The organism is Paludisphaera borealis (assembly GCF_001956985.1).
In the GTDB taxonomy this organism is placed as follows: domain Bacteria; phylum Planctomycetota; class Planctomycetia; order Isosphaerales; family Isosphaeraceae; genus Paludisphaera; species Paludisphaera borealis.
In genome coordinates, this window is record NZ_CP019082.1 from 6,721,172 (window position 1) to 6,744,379 (window position 23,208).

Below are 23,208 nucleotides of genomic sequence, written 5' to 3' on the forward strand. Positions count from 1 at the left end.
GAAGCCTCGACCCCGGTCGCATGAGGGTGTTACACTTGGACTTTCGGCCGCTCGCCGAGAGATGCCGAAGCCGCAGACCGCCGCGCAGGGAGTCGCTTGATGTCCACGGAAAGTCCTCCTCAGACCAGGCCCCGGCCGTCGCCGTCGGCGGGCAAGAGCCGACTGGCCGGGCCGTCTTGGGGATTGCGGTTGTTCGACGTCGCCCTGATCGGGCTCTTTCTGGCGCTGGCCTTCCTGCTGGGCGTCTTCCCCCTCAAGGACACCGACTTCCACTGGCACCTGCGGACCGGCGATTTGATCCGACAGACCGGCCAGGTTCCCAGCGTCGATTTCTACACGTTCACCCGCGCCGGCACCCCGTGGATCGATCTCCACTGGATGTTCCAGGTCGGCGTGAGCTGGATCTACGAACGCGGCGGCGTGCCGGCCTTGACCCTGGCGAAATGCGTGATCACCTGCGCGGCGTTGCTGCTGCTGATCACGGCTCGACGCCGGACCTGGCCGGTCTGGACGATGATTCTGGCCTGGATACCGGCTCTCCTGGTCCTTTCAGGACGGATGTACGTCCGCCCGGAGACGCTGAGCCTCTTCTACCTCTCGATCTATCTGGCCGTGCTCTGCCGATGGGACCGGCGTCCCTGGCTGGCTTGGCTCTTGCCCTTCGTCCAGGTGGCGTGGGTCAACTCGCACGGGCTATTCGTGCTCGGACCGATCGTCCTGGGGTTCGGTTTGATCGACGCGGCGCTGCGGTCGCGGAACTTCGGCGGCGACCGGAAGCGATGGTGGGCGATCGCGATGTCGGCGTCGGCCGCGACGGGCTTGGCGTGCCTGCTCAATCCGTACGGGATTCGAGGGGCGCTTTACCCGCTCGAACTCGCCTCGACGATGAGCAATCCGGTCTTCTCGAACAGCATCGCCGAGTTGCAGTCGATCCCCAGTTTCATCAAGAGCGCCGGCATCTGGGTGCTGCCGCTCCAGCTCCATTTCGCGACGATCGCCCTGGGAGCGCTCAGCTTCTTGATCCCGATCCTCGCGGCCGTCGCGGCCCGGGTCCACTCGGCGTTGCCGTCCCGAGCCGTCGCAGAACTGGACCGCGAGCCCTCGGAGCGAGGCGCGGCGGGAAAACTTCGAAAGTCGACGTCTTCAAAGGTCGCCATCAAATCGGCTACTGCGAGCCGGAAGCCGCGGCGCAGGCCCGTGGCCGTCAACCCCGACGAGGCCGGATGGCGGATCAGCTTGTTGCGACTGCTGTTGTTCGCGGCCTTCACGATGCTGAGTTTTCGGGCGACGCGGAACAGTCACCAGTTCGCAGCGGTCGTCGGCACGGTGACGGCCTGGAACTTCGCCGAGTGGGTTGGCGCGCGCAACGCCCGACGGTCGGCCGGCAAGTCCGATGCGTCGGCTTCCGATTCGGACGGAATCCGGCCGCGACTCGTCGCCCTTGTCGCGTTGATCTTGCTCGTTTTCGCGGTGGGGAGCGGTCAGTTTTATACATGGGCCGGCGAAGGCCGCGAGATCGGCTGGGGCGAGGAACGGCTCTGGTTCCCGCACGCCGCCGCGCGATTCGCCGGCGGTCCCGATATGCCCGACCGCTTCCTCAGCTACCACAACGGACTCGCCTCGCTCTTCATCTACTACAACAGCCCGGAGCGGCCCGGCGGCCCCGGAAAAACCGTCTACACCGACGCCCGACTGGAGATCACCGGGCCCGAACTTTACGATACTTATATCGAGCTTCAGAAGCGGCTCGCGGGTGAGCAGGCAGGGTGGCAGCGCGACCTCGACGCGATCGGCCGCCCGACGATGATGGTCGATCATCAACAAAGCTCTCAGATCGGCTCCGTCCTTCTCGGAAGCGACCACTGGCGGTGCGTGTGGTTCGACGAGCTTGCCGCCGTCTTCGTTCATGATTCGTACAAGTCCGCAGTCGCCGCCCATCAAGTCGATTTCGGCGCACGGCACTTTCACCCGGACGCCGCCCTTGAACCTCACGGGACGCCGTCCCTGATCGCCGCGGCGAAGGGCCTGCGCAATTATGTGAATTTTCACAGCATGAGTCGAGGCGACCTCGCGCGGCCGATGATCTGGCTGGGCCTCGACTATGCCCGTCGCGTCGTGGAAGCCGCACCCGACTCGCTCGAGGGCTGGAAGTCGATCGGTCTTATCGAAATGCTGCGCGACCCGCTGTCTCGGCCAGCGCCCCGCTTTCGGCTGCCGTTCGATCCGATCTTTGACCTGTCGCCGATCCGTGCGACCTACGCGTTGAAGCGCGCGGTCGAGATCGCCCCGCGCGATTTCCTGTCGCTGATCGGCCTTCAGCAATGCTACCAGGATCGGCTCCTGTTCGAGCCGCTCGCGCCGGTGGTTGATGAGATCGTTTCGTTGCACCCGATCAATCAAGCTCAGGTCGACCAGCAAATCCGCACCGACGCCATACGGAACAATGTCCGGCAGCAGCTAGACCCGCCGCCGGCGACGACCTGGCGGAATCTAGGCGAGCTGGACCAGCTCGTCGAGCAACAGCTCGCGCACGGTCGCGCGGGATCCGCGGCCGCGCTTCTGGAACGCGCCTATGCGCCAGGGCAGGCGCCCTGGGAGACGGTCGAGCGGCTGGCGAACCTCTATCTCCACCTGGGCGACCCCGCCCAGGCACGAGCGACCCTGACCAAGGCGGGCACCGTGCCCCGTCCCGCGGTTCGCAACGCTCGGCTCGCGGTCTGCGAACTGGCCCAGGGTCGATTCGCCGAGGCGCGCCAGCTCTATCAGCAGGCGATCGCGCAGGAGCCGAACCTTTTCGAGGCGCGTTATGGTCTTGCGGTAGTCGAGCAAGATGCCGGCCGGGCAGGCGCCGCCTACGAGCAAGCCCTGGCGGCGGTTGATTGCGCCCCCAGCGACGCCGCTCGCGTCTCGGCCCGCGCCATCGCCTCAGCCGTCGGCCGGTTCGCGGGCGAGCGAAACGCAGAACGGGGGGCCGACGCCCCCCGCTGATCGAGATCCACGAGGTCAGGGGGCTGACGCCCCCCGCTCGCCATGGAACGGATTCGCCGTCTCAGGTTCAGACGGCGGCTTTCTTCTTCACCGGCTTCTGGCGCGAGACCATCCAGTCGCTGTAAAGCGACTTCAGCTCGTCGACGGTCACGCCGCCGTGGTCCTCACCACTGTTCCAGCGATCGAACAGCACCGTGTGGCGGTCACGTAGCGGGCCGCGGGGCAGAAACCGGCCGTGGAACTTCTTGACGAACTTGAGCCGAGGGTCGGCCGGCTGACGAGGGGCTTCGACCTTGGGCTCGACCGGAGCAGCGGCCTCGGCGGCGGCCTTTTCCTTGTCCTTCGCCTTCTTGGCCTTTTCCTTGTCCTTGTCCTTCGACTCGGACTTGGGCGGCTTGTGGTCTTTGTGATCCTTGGCCTGGCCGTGGGGCTTGGCCTTCTTGTCCTTGTCCGCGTCTTTTTTGGCCATCGAACAGATCCTGCAACGACGTCGCACGGTAAAGAAAAGGAAAAGACCGCCCGACGGCGGCCGAAACGCAGCTTGCACGCCCGCGGCCGGGCGAAACGGCCAGACAGTGAGCGCAAGTTTGACCGTGCAAGTCTAATCCAAACACGGCTTTCCTGGCAAGCGCAGGAGATGGGACCGAAAACCGACGCGATCCGCGAACCGCTCGGGAACGAGGCGGTTCGCGGATCGATCGAGGTTTTGCCATGGCCTCTCGGCGAGCCGTGAGAACTTAAGAGCTTAGCGCCCGCCTCGCCACACCTTGGCGACGATACGGGCCGCCACCGGCCGTGCGACGACGGCCTTGGGAGCCACCGGCGGCCGTGCGGCGGCGACGCGGGCCACCGGCAGAGAGCGGACCAGCCGCACCGCCGCTTGCTGGGTCCGTCGGACGATGTTGTTGACGTAGGCGTTGAACCGTGCCGTGGTGGTCTGAGCGGTTCCACCAGCGTAAACGACCGCCGGCTGGTCGCCAGCGACCGCCAGGGCTTTCCAGGTGATGCTCGTCGTGAAGTTGGTGCCCGGCTGGTCTTGCCCAGAGCCGTCGAGCGGAATGCCCGAAGCGCCCGTCAGGCCGTTCGGCGTCTTGCCGTTGACGACCAGCGTGTAAGTCCAGTGCAGGTTCAACCTCTGCGACGGGTACAGCGTCACCGTCCACGACGACGCGTCGTAGACGGCCCGCGACACCGCGATCCCACGGCCATTGCTCCCCGTGATCTGGTAGTTCGAGACCGCTTGCGCGGCGGCCGGATCAAGTGGGCTGTTGAAATTCAGGATCAGTGTCGTGGCCGAGTAGTGGAAACCGTATCGGCTGAGCCCCACCACCTGGGGACCGGACGAGTTGATGACCAGCGAGGCGTTGCTGGCCGAAGTCGTGCCGCCTCCCGAATACACCGCTTTGAGAACGTGCGAGCCGCTCGAAAGCGTCCCGATGTTCAGGCTCGCCGCGCCGGCGTTCACCGGCACCGTCCCGAGCAGCGCGTCGCCGTCGTAGAAAGCGACCGAACCGGCGATCGGCGGATTGCCGGGGGTGGTGGCGACCACCGTGGCGGTCAGGATCGTCGCTCCGTCGGCCAGGGTGTTCGCGGTGAGGGACGTGCTCGTCTGGGCCGGGGAGACCGCGACCGAGGCCGGGGAGACCGTGCTGGCCGAGGCGTAGTTGGCGTCGCCCGAGTAGACCGCCAGGATGACGTGGCTGCCGACGGAGAGACTGACGTTCGGCAGGGTTGCTCGACCGTAGACGAGCGGGATGGTCTGGGACGCGAACCCTGGCTGAGTCGCGGTGTTGGGAGAGAACGGAACCAGGCTCGTCGATCCGAGGTACGTATCGCCGTCGTAGAAGGCGACCGTACCGGTCATCGGGGAGCCTCCCGAATCCGCGGCGAACGAGGCGGTCAGAGTCACCGTCTGTCCGTAGAAGATCTGCGGTGCGGACGAGACGACGTTGCCAGCGGTCGACTGGTTCTGGGTTACCCCGATATCGATCGTCTGAGACGCCACCGCCAGGAAGTAAGTATCGCCGGCGTAGATCGCCTTGATCGAATGCGCCCCGACGCTGAGGTCGGAGACGGTGATGAAAGCCGCGCCGGTCGGGTCGACCTGCGCGGTGCCGATCAGGGTATCGCCGTCATAGAAGCCGACCAGTCCGGTAGGAACCAGCGAATCCTGCGACGCGATGGTCAGCGTGAAGACGACGGCCTGGCCGTAGTTCGGCGTGGTGGACGACGACGTGAAAGTCGTCGCGGCCTCGATCTTCACCGCCTGCACGACGATGGACGACGTGCTCCCCTGGAACAGGGCGTCGCCGCTGTAGACGGCGGTGATGTTGTGCGAGCCAGGCGCGAGGGCCAAGGTGTTCAGGTAGGCGGCTCCGCCGTAGATCGGCACGACTTCAAGGACGTTCGAGCCGTCCATGAACGTGATCGTACCGGTGGGCGTCGCCACGACCGGGCCACCCGACTGAACCCAGGCGGTGAAGGTCACCGACTGCCCCCAGATGCCGGGCGACCCCGAGGTCATCAAGCCGGTCGAGCTGCTGGAGAGGCTGATGTTGAGGACGAACGACTGGCTGGTGCTCGCACCGTTGCCGTCAGTGGTCGTCACGAGGAAAGAGAAGGGCGATCCGGACGTGGAAGTCGGCGTCCCGCTCAGAAGTCCGCTCGCGCTGAGCGTGAGTCCCGCCGGCAGACTGTCGACCGCGAACGTGTAGCCCGACCCCGAACCGCCCGACGCCGTGAACTGCTGACTGAAGGCGACGCCGGCGTATGCCGCGGAGAGAACGGCCGGGTCGACGACGATCGCCGAGTTGACGACGAGCGTGTACGTTCCGCCGCCCGTGGCATCGTTACTATCCGTCACCGTCACGATCACGTTGAAAGGCGAGCCGACGCTGGTGGTCGGCGTGCCGGTGATCAGACCGGACGCGTCGATCGACAGCCCGGTGGGAAGGCCCACGGCCGAGAACACGTAGCCCGAGCCCGAACCACCCGTGGCCGTCAACTGCTGGCTGTAAGCGTTGCCGACGGTGGGGATCGGCAGGCTCGCCGGGGTGATCGTGACCGCGGCCAGAACCGCCAACGAAAGAGGTCCGGAGGCGACCGAGGCGCCCTGACCATCGGTGACGACGACGTCGATGATATAGGGCGACCCCAAGTTGTCGGTGGGCGTGCCGGAGAGCAGACCGTCCGGGCTCAGGGTCAAGCCGGCCGGTAGGGCGGAATTCGAGCTGAACGTGTAGCCCGAACCCGAGCCGCCGATCGCGGAGAACTGGTAACTGAACGCATTGCCCACCGTCGCCGGCGGGAAGCTCACGGCGCCGAAGACGATCGCCGAATTGACGGTGATCGAGTACTGCTGGGTGAGCGATCCGCCCAGGTCGTCGGTGACGGTGACGTCCACGGTGTAGGGCGAACCCGAGTTGTCCGTCGGCGTGCCGGTGATCAGACCGGACGCGTCGATCGACAGACCGGTGGGAAGGCCCACGGCCGAGAACACGTAGCCCGAGCCCGAACCACCCGTGGCCGTCAACTGCTGGCTGTAGACGCTGCCGAGAGCCGCCTGCAGTACGGTGACGGGGGTGATCGCCAGGGCCGCATTGACCGTGACGATGTACTGCTGGGTGAAGCTCGCGCCCTGGTCGTCGACGACGATGACGTCCACGGTGTAGGGCGAAGCGGAGTTGTCCGTGGGCGTGCCGGTGACCAGGCCGGACGCGTCGATCGTCAGCCCAGCGGGAAGCCCCACGGCCGAGAACACGTAGCCAACTCCAGATCCGCCCGTCGCCGTCAACTGATGGCTGTATGCGCTGCCGACAATCGGGTTGGGGAGCGTGGCCGGCGTGATCGCCAGCGCCGCGTTGACCGTGACGGTGTACGGCTGGACGACGCTCGCCCCCTGGCCGTCGGTGACCGTGACGTCGAAATTGAAGACGCCGACCACGCCGTCGGGCATGCCGGTGATCAGGCCGTCGGCGTCGATCGACAGCCCGGCGGGCAGGTTGACGGCCGTGAACATGTAACCCGAGCCCGAACCACCCGACGCCGTCAACTGCTGGCTGTACGCGCTCCCCAAGGCCGCCTGCGGCACGGAGCCGGGCGTGACCGCCAACGCCGCGTTGACCACGATCGAGTACTGGTGAGTGAAGCTCGCGCCCTGGTCGTCGACGACGGTCACGTCGACGAGGTACGGCGACGCGGAGTTGTCGGTGGGCGTGCCGGTGATCAGGCCGGACGCGTCGATCGACAGCCCGGCGGGAAGACCCACGGCCGAGAACACGTAGCCGACCCCAGAGCCACCCGTGGCCGTCAGTTGTGGGGCGTAAAGGCTTCCCAGGGCCGCCTGCGGCAGCGTCCCCGGCGTGATCGCGAGCGCCGGGTTGACGGTGATCGAGTAGGATTGGGTGAGGTCCGCGCCCAGGCTGTCGGTGACCGTGACGTCGAAATTGAAGGCGCCGACCACGCCGTCGGGCGTGCCGGTGATCAAGCCGGCGGCGTCGATCGACAACCCCGAGGGCAGGTTCGCGGCCGTGAACGTATAGCCCGATCCCGAACCGCCGGTCGCCGTCAATTGCTGGCTGTAGGCGCTCCCCAGAGCCGCCTGCGGCACGCTGGCCGGGGTGATCGCCAGGGCCAGTTCGACCGTGAGGGTGTACTGCTGGGTGAAGCTCGCCCCCTGGTCGTCGACGACGGTGACGTCGACCGTGTAGGGCGAGCCCGAGTTGTCCGTGGGCGTGCCGGTGATCAGGCCGGCCGCGTCGATCGACAGACCCGCGGGCAGGCTCGCGGCCGTGAACACGTAGCCGACTCCAGAGCCACCCGTCGCCGTCAACTGATGGCTGTACAAGCTGCCGACGATCGCATTGGGGATCGTGGACGGCGTGATCGCCAGGGCCGGGTTGACGGTGATCGAGTAGGATTGGCTGAGGTCCGCGCCCAGGCTGTCGGTGACCGTGACGTCGAAATTGAAGGCGCCGACCACGCCGTTAGGCGTGCCGGTGATCAGGCCTGCGGCGTTGATCGACAACCCGGCGGGAAGACCCACGGCCGAGAACACGTAGCCGACTCCAGAGCCGCCGGAACCGATCAACTGCTGGCTGTAGACGCTGCCTAGAGCCGCCTGCGGCACGCTGGCCGGGCTGATCGCGAGGGGCCCATCGATCACGAGCGAATACGGCTGGGTGAAACTCGCGCCCTGGTCGTCGACGACGGTGACGAGCACGCTATAGGGCGAGCCCGCAGTGGTCGTGAGCGTGCCGGTGATCAGGCCGGACGCGTCGATCTCCAGGCCAGTGGGAAGACCCGAGGCCGAGAACACGTAGCCGACTCCAGAGCCACCCGTCGCCGTCAACTGCTGGCTGTACACGCTGCCGACGGTCGGGTTGGGAAGCGTCAACGGCGTGACCGCCAGCGCCTGGTTGACGACGATCGAGTACTGGTGAGTGAAGCTCGCGCCCTGGTCGTCGACGACGGTCACGTCGACGAGGTACGGCGACGCGGAGTTGTCGGTGGGCGTGCCGGTGATCAGGCCGGACGCGTCGATCGACAGACCGGCGGGAAGACCCGAGGCCGAGAACACGTAGCCGACTCCAGAGCCACCCGACGCCGTCAACTGCTGGCTGTACGCGCTCCCAAGGGCCGCCTGCGCCACGGTGACGGGGGTGACCGCCAGCGCCGCGTTGACCACGATCGAGTACTGCTGGGTGAAGCTCGCCCCGTTGTTGTCGACGACCGTGACGTCGACCGTGTAGGGCGACCCCGCGTTGGTCGTGGGCGTGCCGGTGATCAGGCCGTTCGCGTCGATCTCCAGCCCGGTGGGAAGACCCACGGCCGAGAACACGTAGCCGACTCCAGAGCCACCCGTCGCCGTCAACTGCTGGCTGTACGCGCTCCCAAGAGCCGCCTGCGCCACGGTTCCGGGGGTGACCGCCAATGCCGCGTTGACCGTGACGAGATACTGCTGGCTGAAGCTCGCCCCCTGATCGTCGACGACGGTGACGTCGACCGTAAACGGCGACCCCGCGTTGGTCGTGGGCGTGCCGGTGATCAAGCCGGCCGCGTCGATCGACAGACCCGTGGGCAGGTTCACGGACGAGAACACGTAGCCGACGCCCGAACCACCCGTGGCCGTCAACTGCTGGCTGTACGCGCTGCCGACGGTCGGGTTGGGGACCATGGCCGGCGTGATCGCCAGCGCCGCGTTGACCACGATCGAGTACTGGTGAGTGAAGCTCGCCCCCTGATCGTCGACGACGGTGACGTCGACCGTATACGGCGAGGCGGCGTTGGTCGTGGGCGTGCCGGTGATCAGGCCGTTCGCGTCGATCGACAGACCGGCGGGAAGACCCGAGGCCGAGAACACGTAGCCGACTCCCGAGCCGCCCGACGCCGTCAACTGCTGGCTGTAGACGCTGCCGAGAGCCGCCTGAGGCACGGCGGCCGGCGTGATCGCCAGCGCCTGGTTGACGACGATCGAGTACTGCTGGGTGAAGCTCGCCCCGTTGTTGTCGACGACCGTGACGTCGACCGTGTAGGGCGACCCCGCGTTGGTCGTGGGCGTGCCGGTGATCAGGCCGGCGGCGTCGATCTCCAGCCCGGCGGGAAGCCCCGAGGCCGAGAACACGTAGCCGACTCCCGAGCCGCCCGTCGCCGTCAACTGCTGGCTGTAGACGCTGCCGAGAGCCGCCTGAGGCACGGCGGCCGGCGTGATCGCCAGCGCCTGGTTGACGACGATCGAGTACTGGTGAGTGAAGCTCGCACCCTGGTCGTCGACGACGGTGACGTCGACTGTGTACGGCGAGGCGGAGTTGTCCGTGGGCGTGCCGGTGATCAGACCGGCGGCGTCGATCGACAGACCGGCGGGAAGGCCCGAGGCCGAGAACACGTAGCCGACTCCCGAGCCGCCCGTCGCCGTCAACTGCTGGCTGTATGCGCTTCCAAGGGCCGCCTGAGGCACGGTTCCGGGGGTGATCGCCAACGCCAGGTTGACCGTCAGTGTGTACGACTGGACCGTGGAAGCCCCGCTGTCGTCGGTGACGGTGACGTCGACTGTGTACGGCGAGGCGGAGTTGTCCGTGGGCGTGCCGGTGATCAGGCCGGACGCGTCGATCGACAGACCGGCGGGAAGACCCGAGGCCGAGAACACGTAGCCGACTCCAGAGCCACCCGTCGCCGTCAACTGCTGGTTGTACAGGCTCCCCAGGGCCGCCTGAGGCACGGTTCCGGGGGTGATCGCCAGCGCCGGGTTGACGGCGAGGGTGAATGACATGGTGAATGTCGAGGCGTTGTCCGTAACCTCGACGTCGAAGCTGAACGGAGAGCCCGTGGTGGTCGTGGGCGTGCCGGTGATCAAGCCGTTGGCGTCGATCGACAACCCGTCGGGAAGCCCGGTCGCCGAGAAGACGTAGCCGCTTCCCGACCCGCCGGACGCCGTCAATAGCTGGCTGTACGCGCTGTCGACGGCCGCGGCCGGCAAGGTGCTCGGGGTGAGCGTGATCGCCGGGCTGACCGTCAACGTGAAGTTCTGAATGGCGTCGGGCAAGGCTCCATTGGCAGCCGTGACAACGAGATTGTACACCCCCACCTGGCCGGCGGCCGGTGTACCGACCAGCGACGCCGAGCCGTCGCCGTTGTCGATGAAGCTCAGACCGGTGGGCAAGGCCCCCGTGTAGGTGATCGTGGCGTCCGGGGAGGCCGTGGCGATGATCGTGAACGTCCCCGGGCTGCCAGTCGCGAACGAGGCGTTGTCAGCGGTGGTGATGACCGGAGCAATGGCCTGGGTCGCTTGCACCGCTCCGATGTCGATGACCCCGGCGTACACGCGAGCCAGTCCCCGCTGGTCAGTGAGCAGGGTGTTGGCTGCGACGTCGCCCCCCGCGAGCACAGGGCTGGTGCCGCTCGGGAGCATCGTCATGGTCGGGCCGCCGTTGGCGGCCAGGACTCCGAGTTCGGGGTCGGCGGTCTCGGCGATGGTTCCGCCGAATCCAACCGCCGATCGAATCAGGTTTCCGACGCCGCTGCTCGTGTTGGTGCCGGAATTGGTCGTGTCTCCGATGAAGTCGGGGCCGACGCTGGCCGCCTGCCCAACGATGGAATTGTTGAGCACGATCGTCGCGGTCGTGCCGTCGCCGAGGTTGAAAATCCCCGTGCCGGCTGTGGCCGAGTTCGCTGAGATGGTCGTGCTGTTGACGGTGATCGTGCTGTTGTAGCCGAAGAGGGCTCCGCCGTAACCCAATCCGGCTGCCGGGGTTCCGCCGACACCCGCTGCGCCGCCGATGGCGAAATTGGCGGTAAACGTCGAGTTCTCAATGGTGACGACGCCGCCGTTGGCGAATATCGCGCCGCCCATGCCGGCACCGCCACCGCCGCCGCCGCCGAGAGCGCCAGCGCCGCCGCCGAAGCCGCCGACGCCACCCGAACTCGTGCCGCCGCCGCCGCCACCGCCGAAGCCGCCCACACCACCCGAACTCGTGCCGCCGCCGCCACCGCCACCGAAGCCGGCGGCACCACCGGCACCGCCGGAGCCGCCGCCGCCGCCGCCGCCGAAGCCGCCGCTGCTCAGCGCGAGACCATCGCCGCCGACGGTTCCTCCCGCCCCGCCGCCGCCGAGTGTTCCGTTGCCGGATGCGGCCTGGTCTCCATTCTCATTGGCACCGCCCGGGCCAATCCCGATCATGGAACCGCCCGGGCCACCCACGCCACCGCCGCCACCCACATTCAATAACGTGCCTGATCCGCCGCTTCCGCCAACACCACCTCCACCGCCAGCGATATTCGGACTGATGCTACCGGCACCGCCGGCACCGCCTTGAGCGGTATTGCTGGTCAGTGTGCTATTTACAAGGGTTAGGTTGCCGGCGTAGACGTAGACCGCACCGCCCAATCCCGCCGCTCCACCGCCACCCGGTCCCGGCGCACTCGATCCGCCATCGCCGCCCTGGGCGCGACCGCCCGTCAGGGTGATGTTCTGGAGAGTCAGCGAGGCGCCGCTCCCCACGGCGAAGATGCGATGGGCGTCGTTGCCGCTGATCGTCAGCATCGGGGCGGCCGACCCGTCGATCGTAATGTCGTCGTTGACGATGGTCAGGGCCGTCGGGCCGAAGGCCGAGTTGGCGCTGTTGCTGGTGAGGGTGATCGTCTGGCCGGCAAGCGACGGGTCGAACACGATCGTGTCCGCCTCCGCGTTGCCCGAAGCGTCGAGAATCGCTTGCCGAAGCGTGCCCGGTCCCGCGTCCAAGGCGCTGATCACCGGGAACACGGCCGGCGCGAGGCGGTCCTCGAGCAGGTCTATATTCAAACGCCGTCGTCGATCCGGCGCCGTAATGCGGGATTTCGAAACGTGTCGGTCGCGACGCTTGTTGCTCATGGTGAGGTTCTCTTGGGTGTAAGAGAGGTTGGGCGCGAACTCGCTCAATCGTTTCGGCGACGAGATCCAAGCGGATTCGCGTCCGCCGAGCGCAGCCTGGCGTGCTTCTTCGGCGGCGGCTTGGTCCGACGAAGGAGGCGCGACTCCGCGGGCGGATCGTCCGCGCTGGAGTCGCTGGTCGACGAAGTAGGGGCCGCAAGGCCCGCAAATCGCCTGATCACATCAAACCATTAGGACATCGGAGTCCAATGCGCGAACTCACTAGTGGAGATTCTTGGCGAGAACGCCGAAAATCTACATTTTTTAATGTCAAATCGTTGCGATTACGCGACCGTGAGTCGTAATGCACACGAACACATTCCAAGCGAAACGCACACGCAAGCTCACAAGCATCGCAAAGAGTGCGGCTCGATCAGAACGAAGAAATGAGTGGAGGCGTGAGAGTGGGGAGCGGGATCAACGCTCGGAATGCTTACGAACGGCGGCGGACTTGTTGAGCCGCAGGGCGTGGGGGCCACGGAGGACCGATGCGGCTTCGGAGGCGTGCGAGAGGGGGGCGACCGATGCGTTGTCGCCGTCCCAGCGGTGGGCGTCGAGGCTGCGGAGGATCTGATCGGCGACCCGGACGGCGCGGAGGGCGTCCTCGCCAGAGACGCGGGGGCGGGAGTCGCCGCGCACGGCCGCAACGAAGTCTTCGAGTTCGAGGGCCAGGGGCTCGCGGCCGGTCGTTTGGAGCTTGTCGACGCGGAGGACCTTACCGAACAGGTGTTCCTTGATCTCAGCGGCCTGGGAAAGGTCGACCCCTTCGAGATCAAGCTGACCGGCCAGGAAGGCATCCGAGGGCCTGACCACGGTCGCCTGCTTGGCGGCGAAGTCGAGCGAGACGTAGCCCTCGGCACCCCAGATCCGCATCTTCCGCGTCGCCGCTTCGCTCGCCCGGCTGGCCGTCAGGTTGGCGACCGTGCCGTCCTCGAACTCGATCCGGGCGTTGGCCACGTCTTCGTGATCGCCGAACAGACTGGCACCGACGGCGGCGACCGACCGCACAGGGGCCGAGATCAGACTCAGCACGATATCGATGTCATGGATCATCAGGTCGAAGACGACGCCTATGTCGGTCGAGCGGAACGTGTAGATCGAGAGCCGTTCGGCGGTCAGATACCTGGGACGGATCGGCGCGTCTTGGAGGACCGAAAGCGCGGGGTTGAACCGCTCGATGTGCCCGACCTGAAGGACCGCGCCGGTCGACCGGCTGAGGGCGACGAGTTGCTCGGCCTCGGCGAGCGAGCCGGCCAGCGGCTTCTCGACCATCGCGGCGATCCCTCGCGAGAGGAACGCGCCGGCGACTTCGCGGTGAAGCACTGTGGGGACGGCCACCGAGACGGCGTCGACCTGATCGATCAACTCGCGATAATCGTCGACCGCTCGGGTCCCGACTTTGGCGGCGACCGCCTGGGCCTGCTCGGGGCGCGAATCGGCCACCGCCACCAGCTCGACGTTCGGCAGCGAGGCCAAGATCCGGGCGTGATGCTGGCCGAGATGGCCGACCCCGACGACTCCGACGCGCAGCGGTTTCATCGATCCAAGTCTCCGTGACGTTCCGTTGTCATTCATCGCCGTTTCGCGACCTGGTCAGGCCGAAGCCGACAGCTTGGCGCGGTCGCGGCCGCGGCCGTGGCGGCCCTGCTGCTGGATCTCGATGAAGTCGAGCAGTCGCCGGACTTCCAGGCCGATGTGGCCGTGCGCGTCGAGGACCTCGCGAGCCTGCTTGGCGATCATCCGGGCGCGGTAGATCAACCTGTGGGCCTCGTGCAGCGATGCGATCGCCTCGGCGCTCAGGCCGTGCCGCTTGAGGCCGACGATGTTGATGCAACGCACCTTGGAAGGGTTCCCTTCCACGAGCATGAACGGCGGCACGTCGTGATAGACTCGCGTCAGCGCCCCGATGTAGCTGTAGTTGCCGACCGAGACGAACTGGTGCAGGCCGACGCCGGCCGAGATCGTGGCGTAGGAGTCGACGTGGATGTGGCCGGCGAGCATCGTGTTGTTGGCGATCAAGATCCGGTCGCCGAGCACGCAGTCATGGCCGACGTGAACGTTCGCCATGAAGTAGTTGTGCGAGCCAAGCCGGGTGAGGCTCTCTTCCTTGCAGCTCCCGCGATGGATGGTCACGCCTTCACGGAAGGTGTTGGAGTCGCCGATCTCGAGGCGCGTCGGCTCCCCTTTGTAGCTGAAGTCTTGGGGATCGCCGCCGAGGACCGAGTTGGGGTGGACGACGTTATTCTCACCCAGGGTCGTGTGGCCCAGGATGCAGACGTGCGCGATCAGCCGGGTTCCCCGGCCGATCCTGGCGTCCGGTCCGATCACGCAGTACGGGCCGATCTCCACGTCGTCGGCGATCTCGGCGCGAGGGTCGATGCACGCGGTGTCAGCAATCATCGTGGCCATGAGTGACGGTTCCTACAGCCGGTTTGCGGGATAGGGAAAGACGTGGCTGTGACTTGGGCGCCCGAGCGATCGGCCGGGCGAGAGGCCGCGGCGAGCCGCCTAGGCCGCCGGGGCGTCGATCATCACGAACCGGATCTTCGCCTGAGCGGCCAGTGCGTCGCCGACCTTGGCGACTCCGGTGACGCTCGCCGAGGTCGTCTTGATCTTGTGCGCCACGATCTCGATGCGGAGCTGGTCTCCGGGCACGACCGGCCGGCGGAGCTTCACGTCGTCGATCGACGCGATGACCGCGGCTCGCCCTGACCGATTGACGCTCGACGCGATCAAGATCCCGGCCGCCTGGGCCATGGCCTCGATGATCAAGACGCCAGGCATGATCGGCCGTCCCGGCCAGTGGCCTTGAAAAAACGGCTCATTGAAACTGACGTTCTTGAGCCCGACCACGCGCCGGCCGGCCTGGAGTTCCAGAACCCGGTCCAGCAGCAGCATCGGGTAACGGTGCGGAAGGATCTCGAGAATTCCCTGGATGTCGATCGTGCCGTCGCTCCGGAGGGGCAGGGGAGGAGCCCAGGGATCGGCCTCCTTCTCCTTTTCTTTCTCGATCGACTGAAGCAGTTTGCGCACCAGCGAGGCGTTGGCGTGGTGCCCCGAGCGGTGGGCGACGACGAACCCGTGAAGGTCCATGCCCAAAAGCGCCAGGTCGCCGATCATGTCGAGCACCTTGTGGCGGGCGCACTCGTCGGGGAACCGAAGCGTGTTGCCGACCACGCCGTCGGGGCCGAACAGCAAGACGTCCTTCTCGGTGGCGCGAAGTCCGATCCCCGCCGCGCGGAGTGACTTAGCTTCGTGCTCCAGGAGGAACGTGCGGCTGGCCGCGACCTCGGAGCGGAACGACTCGGGAGATAGCGAGAGCAGGAAGCTCTGGTTGCCGATCGGCGAGTCCTGGCCGTAGTCCAGGTGGTACGAGAGCGTCAGCCCGTCGGTGGCGTTGGGATGCGCCGCAAGCACGGCGTCGCCCTCGCGAACGGTGAACGAGCGTTCGATCGTGAGCGTCTGGCGCGGCCGATCCTGATCGACGACGCCGGCCGCGTCGAGGGTCTCGACGAACACCCGGCTCGATCCGTCGCACCCCGGACATTCGGGGGCGTCGATCTCGATCAGGCAATTGTCGATCTGCAAGCCGGCGAGGGCCGCCATGACGTGCTCGATCAACTCGACCACGGCCGGACCATCCTGCACGGCCGTCCGCCGCTGGGTGGGGATCACCTGGCTGACCCGAGCCGCGACCGAGGGGCGGTCGGGCAGGTCGGTCCGGATGAACCGAACCCCCGTGTCGGGATCGGCCGGGAGAAACCGCATGGTCACATCGGCGCCGTGGAAGAATCCGACTCCACGAACCTCCGCCGCGCGGGCGAGAGTTCGTTGCGGACGCTTGGCGATGAGCATTCCTACCCTGGTCCTTTCGCCGGCGCGGGCGGATCGGCCTCGAGGCGAGGGTCGGCCGCGCGACGGTTGATCTCATGACGGTTCGAGCCGCGGCGTCGCGGCTCGAAAGCCAAGCCATGTCACCTCAAAGTGTCCCGATCGGTCTTGTGATCGGGAACGGCGGCCCGGCGGTCGGCGGTCTCGCCGGGCGGTTCGCGATGCGCCGCGGCGGTCGATCCGCCGGCTCGGCTCGGCCCCGACTCAGTGAACCTCGGGCTGGGCGGCGGCGGCGGCGGCCGGTTGAGCGGCGGCGGGGGCGCCACCAACGGCGGCTCCGGCGGCGGGCTTGGCAACGTGCCCGCCCACGGCGGCGTACCACTTGTTGAGGTTGTGGACGACGTCGTTGGTGATGTCGTTGCGCGGATCGGCGTAGATCATCGTGTTGGACATCGCGGCCATCACCGAATTCGGGTTGCTCCCCGAGATCGGCTGGTTGGAAACCCGGACGACGTAGTTCATTCGCCGCTGCTCGGCGATCTTCTGAACCATGACCTGGATTTCCTTGTACAGCGTGGCCATCGATTCGGCCTCGCGAGAGCTAAACTCGCGTTCGGCCGACTCACGGCCGGCTTCCATCTTCGCCTTCAGCTCGGTGATGTGGTTCTCGCGCTTCTTGAAGTCGTCGCTGCCGGGGTTGAGCTTCTGAAGCATCTCGGCTTCTTGGGCCATCTCGCCCTGGATCTTCATGAGATCCTTCTTCTTGGCCATGGCGGCGGCGTTGAATTCCTCGGCCTGCGCCTTGACCTTTTCGTAGCCCTTGAAGACGGCTTCCAGGTCGACCGTGCCGATGACCGGCGGGATCGGGGCCTTGAAACCAGCGGGCGCGGCGGCACCGGCGTTGCCGGCGGTGCGGCGGACGCCGCCGTCTTGCTGAGCCTGCCCTTGTCCCTGTCCCTGGATGGGGGCGGCGAGGAAGGCCATCCCCGCGGCTCCGAGGCCCAGGGCCGCGATCAAACGTGAAGAGAGAACCATCGGCTTCACTCCTTTTCACCGCTGGTGGTAACAGGCCGTACGCCTGTCTTGTGCTCGAGTCGAGCGGCCGCCGGGGCCCGACTCGTTTCCCGTACATCCTGGGGGAAATCGAGTCCGGCTCGGAAATGACCGAGAGCCCTCGAAGGAGGGTCGTCGTCGGTCTTTCCGCTGCTCCGGCAGGCCAACGTCGGCATTCTGCGCGGAAGCGCGGCGAGGGTCAAGGCGAACTGCGCGGGTTCAACGTCGAAACGCGCGGGGGAGGGGGGAAGCCGATCGAGCCGGCGGCGAAGCCCCGCTCGGATCAGGCGCCGGCGTAGGTCAGGACGAAGTCGTGGAACCGGTACTTCTTGTTCTTGGGCGTCTCGCCGGCGGCCGAGAACAGGCTCAGCAGCAGGTCGCCGAAGTGGTCGGTGCGAACGCTGTAGAAATTATGCTTGCCCTCGCGCCGCGACTCGATCAGGCCGGAGACGCGAAGCAAGGCCAGATGATGGCTGACCGCCGGCTGGCTCTGGCCCAGACGCTGGCAAAGCTCGGTGACGTGCAGCTCGCCGTCTTCCGACAGCGCCAGATAGAACAGGATGCGGAGCCGGGTCTCGTCGCTCAGGAGCTTGAAGACCTGGGCGAGCTCGCGGATCGACTGGTCGGAGACCTCCGGCGCGGCCTCCGCCGCCTTGCCGTTGGTTTCCGTGGACTGCTTCGCGTCTTTGCGAGCCATGAGTGGAAATCCTTCTTCTTGAAGTCGGAGTAAGTAACGGTGATGGTCGGGATGTCAGCGATTAAAAACGAGGAACCGAAGGGCCGTCGTGGGACGATCGCGCGCAGTCCCACCACGGCTCATCATGAAACGGAATTAATAATTGCAGATCTCGATCTCTGGATGAGATCGGGCGCGAGCGGGACGAGGCGAGGTCGAACGATGACCGCGTGCAACCGACGGAAAAATCGGCGAGCCTCGATGAGACTCGGCCGTTACGCATGATAATCAATATCTAAGTGGAATGGAATCGGAAGCCGAGCCGGGATGCGCAAGCGGGATCAGCGGTTCAAGAGGCCGTACTGGTTCAGCGCCTGAGACAACCGACCGAGAGCCGCCTCATCGAGGGGGCACAAGGGGAGCCGAAGCTCGCCGTTGCCGCGGCCCAAGAGCGCCAGGGCCGCCTTGAGCGGCACCGGGTTGGGCGCCAGTCCGAGCAGCTCCCGGCACAGCGGAAAGAGCCGAGCGTGGCGTTCCCGGGCGGCGCGAAGGTCGCCGGCGTTGAATTCGCGGATCAGCGCGGCAATGTCTTGGGGAATCAGGTTGGCGGCCACGGATATCACTCCCTCGGCTCCCACGGCGAGCATCGGCAAGGTCAGGCTGTCGTCGCCGGAGAGGACCGTCAAGTCGGTCCGGACGAGGATCTCGCTCACCTGGTCGAGTGAACCGGACGCCTCCTTGATCGCAACGATCGGCCCCAGACCCGCGAGCCGCTCGACCGTGTCGACCTCGACGTTCCTGCCGGTCCGTCCCGGGATGTTGTACAGCACGATGGGCAGATCGACGCTTTCGGCGACGGCCGCAAAGTGCCGGTAGATCCCCTCTTGGCTCGGGCGGTTATAGTAAGGAGCGACAAGCAGCGCGCCGTCGGCCCCAGCATTCGCCGCGAATTTCGTCAACCGGACCGCCTCGGCCGTCGAGTTCGACCCCGTCCCCGGCAGCACCTTCGCCCGCCCCGCGGCCGTCTCGACCACGATCGCGATGACCCGCTCGTGCTCCGCGTGCGAAAGCGTCGGCGCCTCGCCCGTCGTCCCCACCGGGCTGATCACCGGCGTCCCCTGGGCGATCTGCCACTCGACCCACGCACGCAGAACCGGCTCATCGACCGCGCCGTCGCGAAACGGAGTCGCCAGCGCGACCGTGCATCCGGCGAACATTCGACCCTTCGTCGCCATGTCTTGATTCCATTATCGGACCGCGACGTTCGCCGGAGTTTCCACTCCAACCCGCAGGCCGGGCCACGCGTAAACGTCTCGATCACGATTTCATGTGAAATTTTAATCTATGCAGCACTGCATACGATCAATGAATATATTAGTGATCAGTTCGCCGCAAGGGAAGTGGATACCTCCGTCGCGACCGGAAATACGACATGGCTCCATGCAGGAGTGTTGCGGCTCGAAAACATGGGCTTCCCTCGCGGTCGAGTCGACGGAGGGGGATCAGGCCCGGACCTCGATGCAGTCTTTCATCTCGCGGACGGCGCGCTCCAGGCCCACGAAGAGGGAGCGGCTGACGATGCTGTGGCCGATGTTCAGCTCGGCCATCCGATCGAGCGCGGCCACGGCTTGGACGTTGCGGTAGTCGAGCCCGTGCCCGGCGTGCAGCTCGACGCCCGCGGCCGCGATCCGGGCCCCGGCCCGCCGCAGGGCGTCGAGTTCGACGTCGCGGTCGGACCCCTCGCGAGCGTTGGCGTAGCGGCCGGTGTGCAGCTCGATCGCGACGACCCCCAGCTCGATCCCCGCGTCGATCTCGGCAGGATCGGCGTCGAGGAAGAGCGCCGCGTGGATGCCGGCGTCACGCAGCCGCGCCACGGCCTCGGCGGTGCGGGAGCGGTGGGCGGTGACCGACAGCCCCCCCTCGGTCGTGATCTCCTCGCGGCGCTCGGGAACGAGCGTCACCTGGTCGGGCCGGTACTCCAGAGCCAGCGCGACCATCGCCGGATCGATGGAGAGTTCGAGGTTGAGGACGACCTGCACGGTCTCGCGGAGGATGCGGAGATCGCGATCCTGGATGTGGCGACGGTCCTCGCGCAGGTGGATCGTGATCCCGTCGGCGCCGCCGAGTTCGGCGATGGCCGCGGCCCAGACCGGGTCGGGCTCGCGCCCCTTCCGCGCCTGGCGGAGCGTGGCGACGTGGTCGATGTTGACGCCCAGTCGGGGCATTGTGGAACCTCCTTCTCGAATCTCTTCGCGTGTGCGGGCACGCTCAGCGGGTCGGTCGGCCGCCGGCCTTGCCGACGACCTTCAAGGGGGACTTGGCGAGCACGAACGTCTTCTCGCCCGAGAGCGTGAACGCGATCTTCCCCTTGCGGTTGGGCCCGGCGCCGTCGACCGAGACGATCCGTCCCAGGCCGTATTCGGGATGAAGCACCGACGCCCCCGGCCGGAAGGCGTCGAGATCGCTGGTCGGGGTGGTCGTTGGAAACGACCCGCCCCCGAGCTGCGCCGCGGTCGTGAGCCGGAACGCGGCGGGCGACGGCGTCGGATTCGGACGCGGCTCCGGTCGACGCGACGCGTAGCCCGAGGACGAAGACGACGAGGGCGACCATCCCCGTTCGCTCGTGACGACGCCCGAGCGGTCTTCGTAAACCATGAACTCCCTGGGAAGTTCGGTCAGGAATTGCGACTGCGCTGTGGCCTGCTGCTGGCCCCGAAAGCTCCGGATGCGGCAACGGCTCAGAAACAGTTCCCGCTTCGCCCGGGTGATGCCCACGAACAGCAGCCGGCGCTCTTCCTCCATCTCGCTGGGGTTGTCGAAAGCCCGGCTGTGAGGCAGGATGCCCGCCTCCAGGGCGACGATGAAGACGACCGGAAACTCCAGCCCTTTCGCCGCATGCAGCGTCATCAAGGTCACGGCCCCGGTCTGCTGGTCCCAGCGGTCGATCGGCGAGGCCAGAGTGATGTCGGACAGGAATTCCTGGATCGTGGCGCCGGCGTGCTCCGCGTCGAACTCGCGTGCCGCAGTAATCAGCTCTTCAAGGTTCGCCAGCCGGTCCTCGCCCTTGTCGCCCGGCTCGTCCTTCAAGTGCTGGCGATAGCCCGATTTCTCCATGAGCTGGAGGATCACCTTCTCGACCGAGTCATCGCGGAGCGCGGCCAACTCGTCGTAAAGCTGGGTGAAATCGAGAAACGCGCGGATCGCCTTGTCCTTCAGCCCCGGCACGCTCTTCGCTTTCCGGGCGGTCTCCAGCAGCGTCTCGCCGCGCTCGCGCGCGGCGCTGATCAGGTGCTCGAACGACGTCTTGCCCAGGCCCCGAGGGGGGACGTTGACGACCCGGGTGAAGGCCAGGTCGTCCTTGGGGTTGTTGATGAGATTGAGATACGAGACGACGTCCTTGACCTCTTGCCGTTCGTAGAACGAGACGCCGCCGATGATCTGGTAGGGGATGCGGGCCGACCGGAACGCCTGCTCGAAGGTGCGGGTCAGGGCCGTGATTCGGCAGAAGACCGCAACGTCGGAGTAGTTGTACGAGCCGTCGCGGACCAGCGATTGGATCCGGCCGGCGACCCCTTCGGCCTCGTCGCTCTCGCGGCCGTAGACGGTCAGATCGACCGGCTCACCGCGCGAGTTCTCGGTGATCAGCGCCTTGGGCTTGCGGTTGGTGTTGAACTGGATCAGGTGGTCGGCCACGCTGAGGATGTTCTTGGTGCTGCGGTAGTTGTGCTCGAGCTTGACCACCTTGACGAAGTTGTAGTCCTTCTCGAATTCGAGGATGTTCGAGAGGTTCGCCCCGCGCCAGCCGTAGATCGACTGGTCGGGGTCGCCGGTGACGCACAGGTTGGGGTGGTCGACCGAAAGGGCCCGGACGATGGCGTACTGCGCCATGTTCGTGTCCTGGTACTCGTCGACCAGGACGTAGCGGAACCGGGCGTCGAGGCTCGCCCGGACGTCCTTGTGATTCTTGAGAATGCTGACGACGTGGACCAGGAGGTCGTCGAAATCGACGGCCGAGGCACCCTTCAGGCGTTCTTCGTAAGCCGCGTAGACCTTGGCGACCAGGCGATCCTTGTCGTCTCGGGCGCGGAAGGCGAGCGACTTGGGGCTGGCCAGGTCGTTCTTGGCCTTGCTGATGGCCGACTCGATCTTTTCGGGGGTGATCGGCGGGTCTTCGATCCCGAGCGCGTCGAGGACCTCGCGAACCGTCTTCAGGCGGTCGGACTGGTCGTAGATCGTGAACGCCTTGTCGAGGCCCACGAGCGAGCCGTGGGTGCGCAGGAGCCGGGCGCAGAAGCCGTGGAACGTGCCGACCCAGACCCGGGCCCCCGGCGTGAGGGCCTCGATCCGCTCGCGCATCTCGCCGGCGGCCTTGTTGGTGAAGGTCAGCGCCAGGATGTTGTCGGCGGCGATCCCCTGCTTGAGCAGGTAGGCCACCCGGCGGGTGATGACGCGGGTCTTCCCGGAGCCCGCGCCGGCGAGGACGAGCATGGGGCCGTCGACGTGCATGACGGCTTCGCGCTGGGGGGTCGTGAGGTCGGCGAGAAGATCCATCGCGGTCGGTTCATCCCGAGCCGCCGGGGCCGTATTGGGGCGGCTCGCGGCTCCTGACGGAGTGGGTTGGTGCGGTCGTCGTGTCAACTCCCAAAGTATACCGGCGAGCCCCCCGAGCGGCGATCGGTTTTCGAGGCCGCGAGCAGGCCGCCCCCGCGCAACCGGGCGCATCCTACTCGCTTGCGGGGTCGGACGATAAACTGGGGGAAATCACCCGGATACCGCCAGGAGAATCGCACGCATGGAGATCGTCGGAATCGGAACGGACATCGTCGAGTGCCCTCGGATCGGCAAGATGATCGAGCAGTACGGCGAACTCTTCCTGCGGCGGATTTACACCGAGCGGGAGATCCGCTACTGCCAGTCTCGCAAGCACGCGATCGAGCATTTCGCCGGTCGCTGGGCGGCCAAGGAGGCGATCCTCAAGGCGCTTGGGACGGGTCGGGGCGACGGCGTCGGCTGGAGCGACGTCGAGGTTCGCAACGGTTCCCAGGGGGCCCTCCGGGTGATGATCCGCGGGGCGGCCAAGGACGTCGCCACGGAGCGCGGGGTCGGCGACGTCCTGGTCTCGATCGCTCACTGTCGGACCTACGCCACGGCCTACGCCATGGCGGTCGGTCGTCCCAAATCGGCCCCGCCGGCCGACCAGGCGTAGCGAGCCTCCACGGCTCGCCCGCCTGGATTCGATCGGCGATTGCTGATGCAT

Annotated in this window: 12 protein-coding genes; 2 read left to right on the forward strand and 10 right to left on the reverse strand. The window is 66.7% G+C overall.

Translation table 11 applies throughout. The annotated features are described in order from the left end of the window. Nucleotides 1-99 precede the first annotated feature (99 nt). Nucleotides 100-2,988, forward strand: a complete 2,889-nt coding sequence (locus tag BSF38_RS26025; protein WP_237170612.1) for a tetratricopeptide repeat protein — start codon at nucleotides 100-102, stop codon at nucleotides 2,986-2,988. 67 nt (nucleotides 2,989-3,055) lie between these two features. Here the strand turns inward: BSF38_RS26025 and BSF38_RS26030 are convergent, their stop codons facing one another. From BSF38_RS26030 to BSF38_RS26090, 10 genes are all read right to left on the reverse strand, one after another. Beyond that, entirely contained in the window at nucleotides 3,056-3,457 is a 402-nt protein-coding gene (locus BSF38_RS26030) for a hypothetical protein (RefSeq protein ID WP_099092037.1), read from the reverse strand. Between the two features lie 276 nt (nucleotides 3,458-3,733). Further along, entirely contained in the window at nucleotides 3,734-12,283 is an 8,550-nt protein-coding gene (locus BSF38_RS30470) for a beta strand repeat-containing protein (protein WP_168189463.1), read from the reverse strand. A gap of 525 nt (nucleotides 12,284-12,808) precedes the next feature. Further along, on the reverse strand, nucleotides 12,809-13,930 hold the full coding sequence (locus BSF38_RS26050) for a Gfo/Idh/MocA family protein (protein WP_076349970.1): 1,122 nt from the start codon (nucleotides 13,928-13,930) through the stop codon (nucleotides 12,809-12,811). Nucleotides 13,931-13,984: 54 nt separating this feature from the next. After that, nucleotides 13,985-14,800: an acyl-ACP--UDP-N-acetylglucosamine O-acyltransferase gene (lpxA, locus tag BSF38_RS26055; RefSeq protein ID WP_076349971.1), complete on the reverse strand. Its 816-nt coding sequence runs from the start codon at nucleotides 14,798-14,800 to the stop codon at nucleotides 13,985-13,987. Between the two features lie 99 nt (nucleotides 14,801-14,899). Then, the gene (gene lpxC, locus BSF38_RS26060) at nucleotides 14,900-16,246 is read right to left on the reverse strand and encodes a UDP-3-O-acyl-N-acetylglucosamine deacetylase (RefSeq protein WP_076349972.1); all 1,347 of its coding nucleotides are present in this window, start codon (nucleotides 16,244-16,246) and stop codon (nucleotides 14,900-14,902) included. A 240-nt stretch (nucleotides 16,247-16,486) separates the two neighbouring features. Beyond that, entirely contained in the window at nucleotides 16,487-17,257 is a 771-nt protein-coding gene (locus tag BSF38_RS26065; RefSeq protein ID WP_076349973.1) for an OmpH/Skp family outer membrane protein, read from the reverse strand. Between the two features lie 301 nt (nucleotides 17,258-17,558). Then, complete coding sequence (locus tag BSF38_RS26075; RefSeq protein WP_076349975.1) at nucleotides 17,559-17,972, reverse strand: ArsR/SmtB family transcription factor; 414 nt, start codon at nucleotides 17,970-17,972, stop codon at nucleotides 17,559-17,561. Nucleotides 17,973-18,292: 320 nt separating this feature from the next. After that, nucleotides 18,293-19,186: a 4-hydroxy-tetrahydrodipicolinate synthase gene (dapA, locus tag BSF38_RS26080; RefSeq protein ID WP_237170613.1), complete on the reverse strand. Its 894-nt coding sequence runs from the start codon at nucleotides 19,184-19,186 to the stop codon at nucleotides 18,293-18,295. A 267-nt stretch (nucleotides 19,187-19,453) separates the two neighbouring features. Then, complete coding sequence (locus tag BSF38_RS26085) at nucleotides 19,454-20,176, reverse strand: pyridoxine 5'-phosphate synthase (protein WP_076349976.1); 723 nt, start codon at nucleotides 20,174-20,176, stop codon at nucleotides 19,454-19,456. Nucleotides 20,177-20,219: 43 nt separating this feature from the next. Further along, nucleotides 20,220-22,502: an ATP-dependent helicase gene (locus BSF38_RS26090; protein ID WP_076349977.1), complete on the reverse strand. Its 2,283-nt coding sequence runs from the start codon at nucleotides 22,500-22,502 to the stop codon at nucleotides 20,220-20,222. A gap of 241 nt (nucleotides 22,503-22,743) precedes the next feature. Between BSF38_RS26090 and acpS the strand changes: the two genes are divergently transcribed. Continuing rightward, nucleotides 22,744-23,157, forward strand: coding sequence for a holo-ACP synthase (acpS, locus tag BSF38_RS26095; RefSeq protein ID WP_076349978.1), 414 nt, complete (start codon nucleotides 22,744-22,746; stop codon nucleotides 23,155-23,157). Nucleotides 23,158-23,208: the final 51 nt, after the last annotated feature.

Coding starts and splice junctions, on each gene's coding strand:
- BSF38_RS26075 (WP_076349975.1), bottom strand. CDS start 17,972: ATGGCTCGCAAAGACGCGAAGCAGTCCACGGAAACCAACGGCAAGGCG.
- acpS (WP_076349978.1), top strand. CDS start 22,744: ATGGAGATCGTCGGAATCGGAACGGACATCGTCGAGTGCCCTCGGATC.
- BSF38_RS26085 (WP_076349976.1), bottom strand. CDS start 20,176: ATGCCCCGACTGGGCGTCAACATCGACCACGTCGCCACGCTCCGCCAG.
- BSF38_RS26050 (WP_076349970.1), bottom strand. CDS start 13,930: ATGAAACCGCTGCGCGTCGGAGTCGTCGGGGTCGGCCATCTCGGCCAG.
- BSF38_RS26090 (WP_076349977.1), bottom strand. CDS start 22,502: ATGGATCTTCTCGCCGACCTCACGACCCCCCAGCGCGAAGCCGTCATG.
- dapA (WP_237170613.1), bottom strand. CDS start 19,186: ATGGCGACGAAGGGTCGAATGTTCGCCGGATGCACGGTCGCGCTGGCG.
- BSF38_RS26065 (WP_076349973.1), bottom strand. CDS start 17,257: ATGGTTCTCTCTTCACGTTTGATCGCGGCCCTGGGCCTCGGAGCCGCG.
- lpxA (WP_076349971.1), bottom strand. CDS start 14,800: ATGGCCACGATGATTGCTGACACCGCGTGCATCGACCCTCGCGCCGAG.
- BSF38_RS26025 (WP_237170612.1), top strand. CDS start 100: ATGTCCACGGAAAGTCCTCCTCAGACCAGGCCCCGGCCGTCGCCGTCG.
- lpxC (WP_076349972.1), bottom strand. CDS start 16,246: ATGCTCATCGCCAAGCGTCCGCAACGAACTCTCGCCCGCGCGGCGGAG.
- BSF38_RS26030 (WP_099092037.1), bottom strand. CDS start 3,457: ATGGCCAAAAAAGACGCGGACAAGGACAAGAAGGCCAAGCCCCACGGC.